Source organism: Clostridium sp. DMHC 10 (genome assembly GCF_001270375.1).
GTDB classification, from domain to species: domain Bacteria; phylum Bacillota; class Clostridia; order Clostridiales; family Clostridiaceae; genus Clostridium_S; species Clostridium_S guangxiense.
Genome location: NZ_LGVB01000015.1, coordinates 2006580 through 2019347 on the forward strand (window position 1 = coordinate 2006580; position 12768 = coordinate 2019347).

General features: G+C 29.2%; 17 protein-coding genes. 14 read left to right on the top strand and 3 right to left on the bottom strand.

The window, feature by feature from the left end:
- Positions 1-89: 89 nt before the first annotated feature.
- From AGR56_RS11770 to AGR56_RS11780, 3 genes are all read left to right on the top strand, one after another.
- A complete protein-coding gene (locus AGR56_RS11770; RefSeq protein WP_084756991.1) occupies positions 90-1880 on the top strand; it encodes a carbon starvation protein A in 1791 nt (596 codons plus the stop codon).
- Positions 1881-1947: 67 nt separating this feature from the next.
- Positions 1948-2196 (top strand): hypothetical protein, encoded by a 249-nt coding sequence (locus tag AGR56_RS11775; RefSeq protein ID WP_053242398.1) that lies wholly within the window; start codon positions 1948-1950, stop codon positions 2194-2196.
- A gap of 33 nt (positions 2197-2229) precedes the next feature.
- Entirely contained in the window at positions 2230-2457 is a 228-nt protein-coding gene (locus AGR56_RS11780; RefSeq protein WP_157055754.1) for a hypothetical protein, read from the top strand.
- An 89-nt stretch (positions 2458-2546) separates the two neighbouring features.
- Here AGR56_RS11780 and AGR56_RS11785 read toward each other — a convergent pair whose 3' ends face one another.
- Positions 2547-3008, bottom strand: coding sequence for a hypothetical protein (locus AGR56_RS11785; RefSeq protein WP_053242400.1), 462 nt, complete (start codon positions 3006-3008; stop codon positions 2547-2549).
- A 244-nt stretch (positions 3009-3252) separates the two neighbouring features.
- The gene (locus AGR56_RS22835; protein ID WP_278279621.1) at positions 3253-3375 is read right to left on the bottom strand and encodes a hypothetical protein; all 123 of its coding nucleotides are present in this window, start codon (positions 3373-3375) and stop codon (positions 3253-3255) included.
- Positions 3376-3960: 585 nt separating this feature from the next.
- Between AGR56_RS22835 and AGR56_RS23445 the strand changes: the two genes are divergently transcribed.
- The 3 genes from AGR56_RS23445 to AGR56_RS11795 are packed head-to-tail and all read left to right on the top strand — an operon-like array spanning position 3961 to position 4835.
- The gene (locus AGR56_RS23445) at positions 3961-4158 is read left to right on the top strand and encodes a PadR family transcriptional regulator (RefSeq protein WP_347460471.1); all 198 of its coding nucleotides are present in this window, start codon (positions 3961-3963) and stop codon (positions 4156-4158) included.
- The gene (locus AGR56_RS23450; protein ID WP_347460472.1) at positions 4139-4294 is read left to right on the top strand and encodes a PadR family transcriptional regulator; all 156 of its coding nucleotides are present in this window, start codon (positions 4139-4141) and stop codon (positions 4292-4294) included. The genes AGR56_RS23445 and AGR56_RS23450 overlap by 20 nt, the downstream gene beginning before the upstream one ends.
- Complete coding sequence (locus tag AGR56_RS11795) at positions 4287-4835, top strand: hypothetical protein (protein WP_053242401.1); 549 nt, start codon at positions 4287-4289, stop codon at positions 4833-4835. The genes AGR56_RS23450 and AGR56_RS11795 overlap by 8 nt, the downstream gene beginning before the upstream one ends.
- A gap of 183 nt (positions 4836-5018) precedes the next feature.
- Here the strand turns inward: AGR56_RS11795 and AGR56_RS11800 are convergent, their stop codons facing one another.
- Entirely contained in the window at positions 5019-5747 is a 729-nt protein-coding gene (locus AGR56_RS11800; protein WP_053242402.1) for a hypothetical protein, read from the bottom strand.
- A 414-nt stretch (positions 5748-6161) separates the two neighbouring features.
- Here AGR56_RS11800 and AGR56_RS11805 point away from each other — a divergent pair, with 414 nt between their 5' ends.
- The 8 genes from AGR56_RS11805 (at position 6162) to loaP (ending at position 12367) form a co-directional block, all read left to right on the top strand.
- Positions 6162-6764, top strand: a complete 603-nt coding sequence (locus AGR56_RS11805) for a VanZ family protein (protein WP_053242403.1) — start codon at positions 6162-6164, stop codon at positions 6762-6764.
- A complete protein-coding gene (locus tag AGR56_RS11810; protein ID WP_053242404.1) occupies positions 6761-7183 on the top strand; it encodes a hypothetical protein in 423 nt (140 codons plus the stop codon). The genes AGR56_RS11805 and AGR56_RS11810 overlap by 4 nt, the downstream gene beginning before the upstream one ends.
- A 375-nt stretch (positions 7184-7558) precedes the next feature.
- Positions 7559-7729 carry a hypothetical protein gene (locus tag AGR56_RS20790; RefSeq protein WP_198150050.1) on the top strand — a complete coding sequence of 57 codons (171 nt, stop codon included), beginning with the start codon at positions 7559-7561 and terminating at the stop codon, positions 7727-7729.
- Positions 7730-8066: 337 nt separating this feature from the next.
- Positions 8067-8441: a type IV secretory system conjugative DNA transfer family protein gene (locus tag AGR56_RS22840; RefSeq protein WP_278279696.1), complete on the top strand. Its 375-nt coding sequence runs from the start codon at positions 8067-8069 to the stop codon at positions 8439-8441.
- On the top strand, positions 8372-9184 hold the full coding sequence (locus tag AGR56_RS11820) for a type IV secretory system conjugative DNA transfer family protein (protein WP_084756995.1): 813 nt from the start codon (positions 8372-8374) through the stop codon (positions 9182-9184). Before AGR56_RS22840 ends, AGR56_RS11820 begins: the two co-directional genes overlap by 70 nt.
- Positions 9185-9961: 777 nt before the next feature.
- Positions 9962-10621 carry a sugar transferase gene (locus tag AGR56_RS11825; RefSeq protein ID WP_053243326.1) on the top strand — a complete coding sequence of 220 codons (660 nt, stop codon included), beginning with the start codon at positions 9962-9964 and terminating at the stop codon, positions 10619-10621.
- Between the two features lie 52 nt (positions 10622-10673).
- Positions 10674-11720 (top strand): mannose-1-phosphate guanylyltransferase, encoded by a 1047-nt coding sequence (locus tag AGR56_RS11830; protein WP_053242407.1) that lies wholly within the window; start codon positions 10674-10676, stop codon positions 11718-11720.
- Positions 11721-11860: 140 nt separating this feature from the next.
- Complete coding sequence (loaP, locus tag AGR56_RS11835) at positions 11861-12367, top strand: antiterminator LoaP (RefSeq protein ID WP_053242408.1); 507 nt, start codon at positions 11861-11863, stop codon at positions 12365-12367.
- Positions 12368-12768 lie beyond the last annotated feature (401 nt).

Sequence of the window (12768 nt, forward strand, 5' to 3'; positions counted from 1 at the left end):
TAAGTGAGTGTAAAAGATATTAAATTGATTGGGGAAAATTCAATTTTATTATCAAAGATATTCAACAATAAAAAGGGGGATTTTATAAAATGAGTGGACTTCTAATGATAGGAATCGCTATTGTGGTTCTTGGAGGAGCATACGTTATCTATGGTAAATGGCTTGCTAACAAATGGGGAATTGATCCTAAAGCTAAAACACCTGCCTATGCAAAAGAAGATGGAGAAGATTACATTCCAGCACCTAAGGCAGTAGTTTTTGCTCACCAATTCTCATCTATTGCAGGAGCAGGACCTGTAACTGGACCAATTATTGCAGCAATGTTTGGATGGTTACCAGTACTTTTATGGATTCTTGTTGGAGGCGTTTTCTTTGGGGCCGTTCATGATTTTGGAGCACTTTATGCGTCTGTAAAGAATGAAGGAAAATCTATCGGATGCATTATAGAACAGTATATAGGCAGAACTGGAAAAAAATTATTTTTATTATTTTCATGGATATTTTCAGCATTAGTTATTGCAGCTTTTGCAGATATAGTTACTAGTACATTTAATGGTTTTGGCGCAAATGGAGTGAAAAATACACCTAATGCTGCCGCAGCATCAATATCAATGTTATTTATTGTAGTTGCAGTATTATTTGGATTATTTGTTCGTTATAAAAAGCCAAGTCAACTGCTTGAATTTGTTATGGGTATTATTCTTTTATTAGTAATGTTAGCAGTTGGTATTTCTTTCCCATTGTATTTTAGTAAAAATTTTTGGCTTGTAATTGTATTTGCTTATATTTTTCTTGCTTCTATAACACCTATGTGGCTTTTAATGCAGCCAAGAGATTATTTAAGCTCTTTCTTACTTATAGGAATGATTGTTGGAGCTGTACTTGGGGTGGCTGTTGCTAGACCATCTATGAACCTTGCACCATTTAATGGTTTTGTGGTAAATGGTAAAATGCTTTTTCCAACTTTATTTGTAACTATTGCTTGTGGAGCTGTATCTGGTTTTCACAGTTTAGTTTCATCTGGAACTTCTTCAAAGCAGGTACAAAATGAAAAGGATATGTTAAGCATTGGATTTGGAGCAATGCTTGTTGAATCTCTACTTGCTGTTATTGCTTTAGTTGCAGTAGGTTCGCTTGCTGTAGGAGGGAAAATACCAAAGGGAACACCATTTTCACTCTTTGCGTCTGCTATAGCTGGATTTCTTGGAATTTTAGGTATTCCGAAGTACATTGCTGTATGTGTCATGACCATGTTTGTTTCTGCGCTTGGATTAACAACATTGGATTCTGTTGCACGTATTGGTCGTATGTCCTTTCAGGAATTTTTCATAGATAATACTACTGATAGAAGTAAAATGTCACCTTTTAAGAAGTTAATGACTAATAACTACTTTGCTACTATTATTACGCTTGCAATTGGACTCGCTCTTTCATTTGGAGGATACAACAACGTTTGGCCTTTGTTTGGATCAGCAAATCAGCTTCTTTCAGCGCTTGTTTTAATAGCTTTGTCAGTATTTCTTAAAACAACTGGACGTAAAGGCTTCATGCTTTGGGGACCAATGTGTATTATGCTTGCAGTTACCTTTACAGCATTGGCTCAAGCAATCATTGGTATTGTAAAAAAATTATCAACTGGAAATTTTGTATTCTTAACTGATGGGCTTCAGCTCATATTTGCTGTTTTACTTGCAGCACTTGGTATTATGGTAACTTTATCTTGCTTTAAAAAGCTTTTAGGTAAAGAGGAAATTAGTGCTGAAAAAAATGGATGCATAGAAATTCATAGTTTTCATAAAAAAAGCAGATGGTCTTGCTTAAAAACGAGGCTATCTGCTTTTATTTATATGACTTTAATGTATAATAAAGTAAATAATTAATAATGTTGAAAAATACATTATTAATTTATATTTTTGATCTTGCAAACATTAGTGAAAAGAGGATGTTATGAGTAATAAAAATCTTAATAACAAAGAAAGTCTAAATAACAAGCTTATTAATATAATTGTTTTTATTTCATTGATTGTAATGATATGTATGGGAATAATTTCTGTTATTGCCTGGAAGAAGACAAATGATTTGATTTTTATTATAGCTGGGCCTATTAGTATTTTAGGTATTTTATTTAATATCTACCTTTTATCGAGAGCAAAATCAAAAAAAGTAGTGTACAAGCAAGTACACGAGATATGTTGAGAAGTGATATTTATGAAAAAAACAAAAATCATTATGGCTAAAGCTTTATCTATTATTATGTGTGCTGGTATTTTAGGAACTTCAAAACATTTTACTGGATCTGATGGTTATACCTATTATTATGTTACTGAAGATACTTACAGTACCAGGATAAACGGTACAATTATGTCTGTAGTAACGGGACTTCTGGCACTTATACAAGGTATAGGTTCATTTTATACAGTAATTATTTACATGAGCAAGTTTCTTTTGGAGGTATAAGTATAGATATACATGGAATACCAAGTGTATCATTGAGCCTTTCAAAAGATACAGATCAAGCTCACGTTTATGTTTCTCGATAAAACATATTAAAAATTTATATCATTTTCAACTTTTAAAAGTTTATCCCAATTATCTTTGTTTTGAGGATCATTACTTATAAAATGTAAATATTTGAAAGCAGCTTGTTCTTTTTGCCCAATAGTCTTTAATTTTTCAGTTGTTGTTTTATTAGGGTTTGTTGTTATTAAATACAATTTAGATATTGCATTCATAGAACCTTTTACTTTACCTGGAACATTAGCATAAGAAGTAAACTGTAATATATCTGAAGCTGTATGTAAATTTGAAGATAGCTTTGAAAAATAATAAGTTTTAGTACCTTCATCTATCTTGTCATAGTCAACTCCAAAACAAGAATCAGCCGTATCTATGCAGGTTATAAATATATCATTTGCATTTCTTTTTTTTTGGTTTTGAATAGCAATAGAGTATATATTAAATAATAAACTTAGCACTAATAAGATTATTAATAAGTATTTTTTTTTCACTAAATATCATCCTTTTTTCAACGTTATCTTAGTTATAGAATTATTCTTAAATAATATTAATCCGCGAAAGTATAATATTATGTTTATTTTTATGAAAATGTGATATAATATATTTAAAAGAAGCCGTTGCGGTTTTTTAGTTTGGATGTTTTTATTGGAAAATGTGCTTATGTCAGTAGGCACATTTTATTTTTTTGATTTTTTATCTTCAGCGGTTACTGCGATTTCTGCGTTAATTAAGTCTTTAATGTTTGCTTTGCTCTTTAATTCTAATTTTTTCTTTCTTATAAGTAGAATAGAAAAACATTCCAGCTATTATTAAAGCTGTTATACAAAACATTGCAACAAATACAAGTTTATCACTCAAAATCTGTCACCCCCTCTGCTGCCAATTAACCGCAACGACTCCTTTGCAAGAGAGCAAATCTGGAGGATGACAACTTAAAAACACTTTATTCTCTCATAAATATTATACCATATATTTCTACTAACTTGTAAAATATAATAAGAAAATTATAGTTCGTATTTTTCAGTTTCAGGAATTTCATGAGGCTGTGATCCTGGTATGGAACCTAGTAAAAAACAAAAAAATACTGAACAATATTTAAGGATACCTATAAATATTGTTCGGTAATGTTTGTTTGATGAATTATTACTTATATTTAGTTGCTTGTTTATAGCTTTATATATAACTATTTTAGTGGATTGAAAGGAGTAATTTTGGATAAAATTATTAATTCTCAAATACCAGGATTTTGATAAAAGAAACAGATTGATAATTTTTAAAATAAAGTAATTCCTGTTGCTATTATTCCGTTACTACAAATACTTCTATTAAAATATAAATATATTTACTAATACTATTGTAATACGATGTAATTGGTATTATAATAGTATCAAACATTGATAAGTCAAATTTCAATAATATAAAAATATAAAGAATGGAGGAATTATGAATAAGGAATTATTAAAAGGGAGTATTGATATTCTAATATTAGCTCTTAGTAATAGGAAAGATGTATATGGATATTTAATAGCAAAAAAAATCAAAGATTATACAAACTCTTTATATGAAATGGGAGAAGGAACGTTATATCCAGCTTTGAAAAGACTTGAAGAAAAAAAATTTTTTGAATTCTCATTGGGGTGAAACCGGCAAAGGTGGACGAAGAAAATATTTTTCAATAACAGAACAGGGTAAAAAAGAGTTAAAGGAAAAATTAGATGATTGGAATGTTATTAATAAATTAATTCAGGAATGTATAAAGGAGGATAATAATGATTAATATTGGTCAGTATGTTGACAACTTAGTTAATCCTTTACAAATATCAAACAAGGATAAAGATGAATATAAATTTCAATTTATTGATCATATAAATTCTTTAAAAGAAGAATTTATAAAGAATGGTGTTTCGGAAGATAAGGCAGTAGAATTAGCCATAAAAAGGTTTGGAGATAGTGAAAATATAAAAGAATTTTTAGAAAGTAATAAAGTTTATTTGAAAAGTAGAACCAAAAAGATTATTTTAGTTGCAGCATTTGTATATTTGTTTTTTTTATTTGGTCATTATATAAAAATATCAAGTATTGAACCAAATTCGGGAAAATCTATTATATTAAATAGCTTAATACCTTTTAAATCATTAATTGGAATAATTAATGGAATAAGTTTATATGGTTTCAATATAAATTATATAGATTTACTTATAACCTATACAATTTTATTTATTCCAATTGGGATATTTACTCCGCTTATATTTAATTATTATAATTCGTTAAAGTCTAATATAAAAATGTATATTGTTTTGTGGTTATTATACAAATAATAAAGTTAATATTTATTGGAAAAGTTTTTAATTTTGATTTTGCTATAATGAATTTAGTAGGGTGTATTATTGGATATATTATCTACACTACAGTGTTTAAAAAGAGATTATTCTTTAGTACAGATAACTAAAAGATAAACCAATACTTGTGTATTTACCTTGATTTATCTTTTAGTATATTATTTAGTCATATACTTCACCATAGCTATCTGTTGGAAAATCAACATTTTGATTACTTACTCTTAATTGGTAGCTACTTTGAGAAACATATAATGAACATTGCCTGCCTGAATCTGGGTTATTACCATTTATGTTAATACTATTATATACATGGTCAGAGAATAAACCTCTTTTTACAAGAGCATATTGAATACTAGCTGTTGTGTAGTTTGACCATTGTCTAAGGTTAAGTTTAAGATAACTACCTACGGTTGTACTAAAAGAACTTGAGTATTGAGTATCATGACCGTAAGGATCACTTGAACTTAGTAAAAAATTCCATGTAGCTTTTCTTGAATAAGATGCAGGTGATATTGAATCTGTTTTAACTTTTATTTTTGTACCTTGTTCTAATACTTTAAATTGATCTTTTACAGGTAAATCAGCATTAATTTTAACTTTATAAGTGCCGTTATCTTTGCTCACACGAAATGGTATATAATCTACTTCATTATTTTTAAATTTTACGTTTGCAAATAATATCGTAGAATTATCTTGTTGAAGTTGTCTGTCATCAACTGTAAAAGATTCAATATCTTGATTCTTTATTGATATTAGATAATTAGTTAGTGCAACTTGGACATTGTTAGTTTCAGTAGTTGTAGTAGGTGCAGCATGAACAGGTTTTGGTAAAAGCCCAATTGTTAAAATAAGAGATAAACTCATAATTGTTTTTTTAAAATTATTATGCATTTTTTATTCCTTCATTTGATAAGTTACATTATATATTTCAACATATACTTAAATTATTTCAATAAATTTACTGTATTAAATTAATATTTATTGATAAAATTTCTATTTATATGTAAAATAAGCTATATTATAAGTAACAATCCATAATATAACTCATCTAATGTTTGAAGGTGAAAGAAATCTGGCATTCGCAAATTTTTTACAATCAGTTATAAGTATCTAAAATAACATATTGATAAATAAAAAATCAGCAGAGTATTAATTTGTAGTGATCTGCTGATTTTTTATTCTTAAAATGCGTGTTTAACGTAATTAATTATAAACGGAATAGTATGTTACAGTTATTTATGAAAGTACTAGTTTTAATATTGACTATATTGTATATAAATGTTATATTATGTAAGAGGTGATAGAATGACACAAAAAAAGAAAAAATATTTAATGAATTTTATTATGGTTGTAATTTGTTTTGCTATGTCTGTTTTGCTATGTTTTTTTGTTTTTGATGATATATTTGTATTTATCTCTGGGTCACCTATTGGATTTATAGTTTTGAGAATATTTATAGCAGGTATTCTTTACATATTGCTAAAATGTATAATAAATAAAGAATTAAATGATAAACAGCTTCTATTTTTATTTATTACATATTCATTGCTAGTTATTAGTTTAACTTTATTTAAAACTCATGATTTGTCAACTCCAAGAGGGTATAATTTTAATCCACTTTCAATGTTCAAAGATTTGAATACAGTAAGTGGAGGAATTATGAGTGTTGGTAATGCTATTGCATATATTCCAATAGGTGTGTATATAAGAAAAACTGTAAGTAAAAAAAACAATGTCTTTTTAACTTTAGTTTTTTTAGTATATTGTACAAGCATTGAAATTTTACAGTATATAGCAAGTTGGGGAATTGCGGATATTGATGATATTATTTTAAATACACTTGGTTTTTATTGTGGTATAAAACTATTTGAATTTTATAAAAAACATAAAAAGGGAGATGCGTTATGAAGAGTAAAATTAAGATACTATGCTTAAGCTTATTTTTTGGTTTAGCAGTAATAGGTACTGCTTTTAAAACATATGCGTATAGTGGATTGCTAGATACTTATAAAGCCACAGGTGTTTCTATAGTTGGTTTATGGGAACAAGATTCGTGGACAACTTCTGGACATGCATATGTGGAACATTGGAATGATGAATTTCAATCATATGAAGATGGAACAGTTTTAGCGTTAGAATATCATGGCATGTTTGGTTATAGTTTTGTTAAAAATAGTGAGCAAACAGCAACAGGAGGAGGAGACGATTTAGTATTTAGCTTACCTCAATACGGAACATATAAATTTTATTTTAAAGCAGCACATAACTATAATAAAGTTGATTTCATGGAAAAGTATGGGATTATAGGTAATGCTAATGTCATGTAAAATAATAACGTCAATATCATATAAAATTTTATTAAACAAATGAACCGTTTTTAAGATAAACTAAGCATGAATTTATTATTACGTATATGTTGCAAAATATCAGTAGGACATTATAGTTCTACTGATATTTTTTGTTCTCAATAAGTAATTTAAAGACAGAAAAACTTCATCCTAAAAACTAGAGAGATTCATTTTGTATATATAAATTCTTTCTGGAGATCAGAGGAAACTTCCACGATGTGTATTTCATAAAATCACAATTTAACGAATAATTTCTTGAAATTACAATTTAACAAATATGATGTTTGGACATACATTTTTCTTACTTTACAGCATATATATTATAATAAAAGAAACGTAAAGGAGACGTAACCTATGCCTAAAGTTAAGAAAAAAGCTACTAGGATTTATGTAAGTTTTAAGCAAACAACACGAGATATGAAATTATATACGTATGTTGAAGGGTTAGAGGAGAAAAGTGACTTTGTAAAAGATGCTATAGAATTTTATATTAAGCATTTAAAAAAGTCTAACCAAAGCGGCTAGACTTACTTAAAAACATGATAAAAACAATATACTGAAAGTGCTACACAAGCGATTTCGCCTATAGTTAATGCAGTAATCATAAATTATTCCCTCCACTATATTTTATTTTCTAATTATATTGTTCCCAATATTAAGTAATTTTATAAAGGTGATTAAGTGGACTTTTTAATTATTATTCAAAAAATTTTTATGGTTTACATTAGGATGTTGCGGGATTTATGGTGCATATCTATGTCACACAAGCAGAAATAAACTAGCAACTGCAAAACTAGGAAAAATATTAGAAGGTGAGGGACTTCATATATCTAAAAATGCTTATACGAAAAATCATACTGTTATTGTAGCTCCAACACGAGAAGGTAAAACTACAAGTGTATTTATACCAAACTTGCTTGAAAATAATCTAAAAGGCAGCATTGTTATTGCAGATCCTAAGCAGGAGCTTTACGAAAAAACGCATAAATATCAAGAAAGCATAGGAAGAAAAACAATTCTTTACAATCCATTCGATATGAAAATACAATACAATCCAATTAAAAACTGCAAAAATGACCGAGAAATAATAGAAATTTCTCAAAATCTTTTAATAAATGGAGCACTTTCATATGAACTCCAAACTGGAAAAAAGTCAGGTGGACTAGAATGGATACAGAGCAGCCAAGGATTATTCACTGCGCTGTTATGCTTACAAAAAACATTTCAAAGGCTTTAGATCTTATAATAAGCTCAAATCCAATAGAGCTAGACAGCGTGCTTTCAAATGCCAGTGAGAATATAGCATCTCAATATAACATTTTTAAAACATGTATAGAATCTCCGAAGACTATGGCAAGTATAAAAAGTACATTAGCTAGCAATCTCCAGCTATTTACAGATAAATTAGCAATAAACCGTAGTGATTTTACAGCTCAACAATTACGAGAACAACCAACAGCACTATATGTCTCGTATCCAGAAAACAAATCAAGCTACTTAGCACCGCTTATGGCATGTATTTATAGCCAACTTATTGAGCAGCTTACAGATATAAAAGGACTGTCAATTACATTCCTTATGGATGAACTTGCAAATATAGGATTAATCTCAAACTTTTCTACAATTTTAAGTACTGTAGCAAGTAGGGACATTACATTTTTACTGTGTTTGCAAAGCATTAGTCAGCTCGAACAAATTTATGGTCATTTCAATACACTATCAATATTAAACAATTGTAAAACAAAAGCAGTGTTACCAAGTCTTACAGATCTTCGAACCATAGAATATATTTCGAAATTGTGCGGAACAACGGAAGTAATAATCCAGGATAAAAAAATGACTAAGCAGCTATTTACTCCAGACGAAGTTAGAAGAATTGAAAAGGGTAAGATCTTAATCATTGAAGATAATATGTTACCTTTCGTTGATGAACAAAATATTTATTATGAGCAAGATAAATACATGGAGGCAGCAGATTAAATTAGTTTAAAGGTTTTTTATTTTATAAAACCGTACTAAGTTACGGTTTCCTCTTTGTGTAACGAAGGAAACCACTTGCTAAGCAAGTGGAAGAAAAAAGGCTTATGCCGTTGAGCAGAAAAAACTCCTATGTTAAAATAGAATGCAGGTCTAGCCAACCGCAAATATGAAAACATAGGAGGATGTCTAATGAAAGAAACACAAATAGTTTATCTCATACAACAAAAATATTCCTTAACCTTTTGCCGTGGCAAAAACCTTCACCTTTGACAAGCAAAGCTATGTCAAACCCTTCACTTTTCACATAAGTGAAAAAGTTAGTTTTTTAATGAGCAGGGCGAATTAAAACCCTTCACTCAGCTCGACAAATTCCAGTTTGTAAGGATAAATTTGGTATTGGTAATTTAAATATTTCAGCTTGTTTATCTATATAGATAAACTGCTTCAACTATTGAAATTTCAAGTTTCATGGTGGTTTATCTTTAAAGCAGTTTTTGAATATATTTTGAAAACTGCTTTTTTTTAAACACAACTGGGGGTATTAAAGGAATGTTCTATAAGTGCAAAATGAACAATTATTTAAAATAAAGTCAAATATTAAATCAAATTTAAATAATAATTGTAATAAAATTGTAATAAAATTGCTTTAAATTATTTAATAATTATGTATATGATGTTATAATAGTATTTAATGATGTGATTTTTTATGCTTACGGAATAAAATGTGCAAATTTATATCAAGGGGGAATATAAATGCAAAGTGCAGAAGTGACAAATATGGAAGAATATGCTAAAGGAGATACATATGCACTTACCAAAGATTATGAACGCAGTAGGGTATATTATTTTTTTAAAAGGAGTATGGATATAATTTTTTCTGCTTTAGGAATTATTTTTATGAGTCCTGTCATGATATTTACTATCATTGCAATAAAATTAGATTCTAAAGGGTCAGCTATCTTTAGCCAAAAAAGAATTGGAAAAGGTGGACAAGTCTTTAAGATGTACAAGTTTAGATCAATGGTGGTAAATGCCGAGAATTTACTAGCTGAAATTAAAAACAAAAATGAAATGTCCGGACCTATGTTTAAAATAAAAAAAGATCCAAGGGTGACAAAAGTAGGTAGATTTATAAGAAAAACAAGCATAGATGAGCTACCACAGCTTTTTAACATATTAAAAGGTGAAATGTCTCTTGTGGGACCTAGGCCTAATTTACCCAGCGAAGTGGCAAAATTTGATAATTGGCAAAAACAAAAGTTATTAGTTAAACCAGGTCTCACTTGCTACTGGCAGGTGATGGGGAGAAATGACATAGGCTTTGAGGAATGGATGAAACTTGATATAAAGTACATAAGAGAAAGAAATACACTGCTTGATTTAAAACTCATATTTAAAACATTTTTTGTTTTGTTCGGGGATGATCATGCTAGCTAAACATTAACTAATATAAATACAATATATGTTACATTGAATGGAGGGCTTATTTATGCTGTGTGCATTAATTATGGCAGGTGGCAGGGGTGAAAGATTTTGGCCGCTGTCTACAGACGAAAAACCAAAGCAGTTTTTGAAGCTTATTGGTGATAGAACCATGATACAAATGACGGTGGATAGACTTACAAAACTTATACCACTTGAAAGAATATTTGTGGTTACAGGTAAAAGGTATGTAGAAGTATTAAGGGAACAGCTTCCTAGCTTGCCACTTAGAAATATAATAGTAGAACCTGTAGGGAGAAACACAGCACCCTGCATTGGATTGTCTGCATTTATGATAAATAAATACTATAGAAATTCCTCCATGGTAGTGCTTCCATCAGATCATTTAATAGTAGATGAAGGACAATTTTTAAAGACAATAAAGGCCGCAGAGGAATTTATAAATAAGGAAGAAGAGGCAATTATTACCTTTGGCATGAAGCCAAGTAGACCGGAAACAGGATATGGATACATAAAGTGTGGAGCTAATGAAGAAAACATAAATAGTTATAAAATAAGAAATGTAGAAAAGTTTGTTGAAAAGCCAAATATTGAAACAGCTAAGAAATATTTGAAAGAAGGAAACTTTCTTTGGAATGGCGGCATGTTTATTTGGAAATGCAGCACTGTACTTAAACTTACTAAGATGTATCTATCAAAGACTTATGAAGTTTTAAGTGAAATAGCAGCTTGCCGAGAAAATAGTTTTGAGGAAGTTTTAGAGGAAAAATATCCTGAAGTTGAGAATATATCTGTGGATTATGGAATAATGGAAAAGGCAAAAAACATGTATGTTATACCCTGCGATTTTGGATGGGATGACATTGGAACCTGGTATTCTGTTGAAAGATACAGAGATAAAGATGAAGATAACAATGTTTGCGTTGGTGAAATAAAAAATATAGATGGTAAAAATAATATAGTGGTTGCAAATGGTAAACCTATAGTAGTAGTAGGACTTTCTGATGTATTTGTGCTGGAAAGTGATGATATTATTTTTGTTGGAAAAAAGAAGATGTTAAAAGAATTAAAGAAATTAAGAAAAAAGTTGTAAAGTCATAAAAATTTTTAGAGAGTTAAAATCGTCGCATTGCCGCGTTTTTGATTATCTAAATGCCATAAAGATATAGAATTCACAGTTGAAAAATTTATTTAATTGTGAAATGGCGAAGCCTACCCAAAAGGAGGAAAATTATGTGGTATGCAGTTCAAGTTAGAACAGGAGAGGAAGAAAAGATAAAGCTTATTTGTAACAAGTTGATTTCTAATGATGTTCTAGAAGAATGTTTTATTCCTCATTATGAAAAGAAGATAAAATATATGGGAAAATGGCATATAGCTACTGAAATATTATTCCCCGGATATATCTTTATGGTTAGTGATTGTATAAACGATTTGCTGTTAAGTGTAAAAAAGATTCCTAAATTAATTAAAATTCTTGGGGATGGAAATGAGATAATACCTCTCTATGATAGAGAAGTAGAATTTTTAATGAGGTTTGGGAAAAAAGATCATCTTATTAAAATATCACATGGATATATAGAAAATGACAGAATTATAATAACAGATGGCCCAATGAAGGATTATGAAGGAACTATAAAAAAGGTTGATAGGCATAAAAGAAAAGCAATAATAGAAATAGAGTTTTTTGGAAGAACTATGGAAGTTAGTGTTGGGGTGGAGATTGTAAGGAAAATATAGAAAAACATGAGAAAACATATAAAACTATGAGTTTATCCGATACAATAAAATATTTATAATTTTATTGTATGAACGTAACATAATATGCATGTAACATAATATGTATACGGCATAATAGGAACAAAAGCAGGTAGTCCTAGATGGGAGGTCTGCTGAGTTCATATTTTCTTACCCGAGAAAATGAATAAAACCTTGTAAAACCTAGGAATTTTGACATTGAAGGAGGGGAGAGTCGTATTCAGCAATTGGAAGAAATTCTGATTGCTGATTTTCATGTTTTGAAGACAAAATTAAAAATCGGATTATGAGATATAGACGAGATAGATGAGATAGGATGTCCACATTGACAAAAATAGTTCAGAAGACTGTGGGAGAGATAAGAATGGGGAAATATTTTGGTA

Excerpts from the sequence above, each read along its gene's own strand:
- AGR56_RS11770 (WP_084756991.1), top strand. The coding sequence starts at position 90 with ATGAGTGGACTTCTAATGATAGGAATCGCTATTGTGGTTCTTGGAGGA.
- AGR56_RS11775 (WP_053242398.1), top strand. The coding sequence starts at position 1,948 with ATGAGTAATAAAAATCTTAATAACAAAGAAAGTCTAAATAACAAGCTT.
- AGR56_RS11780 (WP_157055754.1), top strand. The coding sequence starts at position 2,230 with ATGGCTAAAGCTTTATCTATTATTATGTGTGCTGGTATTTTAGGAACT.
- AGR56_RS23445 (WP_347460471.1), top strand. The coding sequence starts at position 3,961 with ATGAATAAGGAATTATTAAAAGGGAGTATTGATATTCTAATATTAGCT.
- AGR56_RS11795 (WP_053242401.1), top strand. The coding sequence starts at position 4,287 with ATGATTAATATTGGTCAGTATGTTGACAACTTAGTTAATCCTTTACAA.
- AGR56_RS11800 (WP_053242402.1), bottom strand. The coding sequence starts at position 5,747 with ATGCATAATAATTTTAAAAAAACAATTATGAGTTTATCTCTTATTTTA.
- AGR56_RS11805 (WP_053242403.1), top strand. The coding sequence starts at position 6,162 with ATGACACAAAAAAAGAAAAAATATTTAATGAATTTTATTATGGTTGTA.
- AGR56_RS11810 (WP_053242404.1), top strand. The coding sequence starts at position 6,761 with ATGAAGAGTAAAATTAAGATACTATGCTTAAGCTTATTTTTTGGTTTA.
- AGR56_RS20790 (WP_198150050.1), top strand. The coding sequence starts at position 7,559 with ATGCCTAAAGTTAAGAAAAAAGCTACTAGGATTTATGTAAGTTTTAAG.
- AGR56_RS11820 (WP_084756995.1), top strand. The coding sequence starts at position 8,372 with ATGGATACAGAGCAGCCAAGGATTATTCACTGCGCTGTTATGCTTACA.
- AGR56_RS11825 (WP_053243326.1), top strand. The coding sequence starts at position 9,962 with ATGGAAGAATATGCTAAAGGAGATACATATGCACTTACCAAAGATTAT.
- AGR56_RS11830 (WP_053242407.1), top strand. The coding sequence starts at position 10,674 with ATGCTGTGTGCATTAATTATGGCAGGTGGCAGGGGTGAAAGATTTTGG.
- loaP (WP_053242408.1), top strand. The coding sequence starts at position 11,861 with ATGTGGTATGCAGTTCAAGTTAGAACAGGAGAGGAAGAAAAGATAAAG.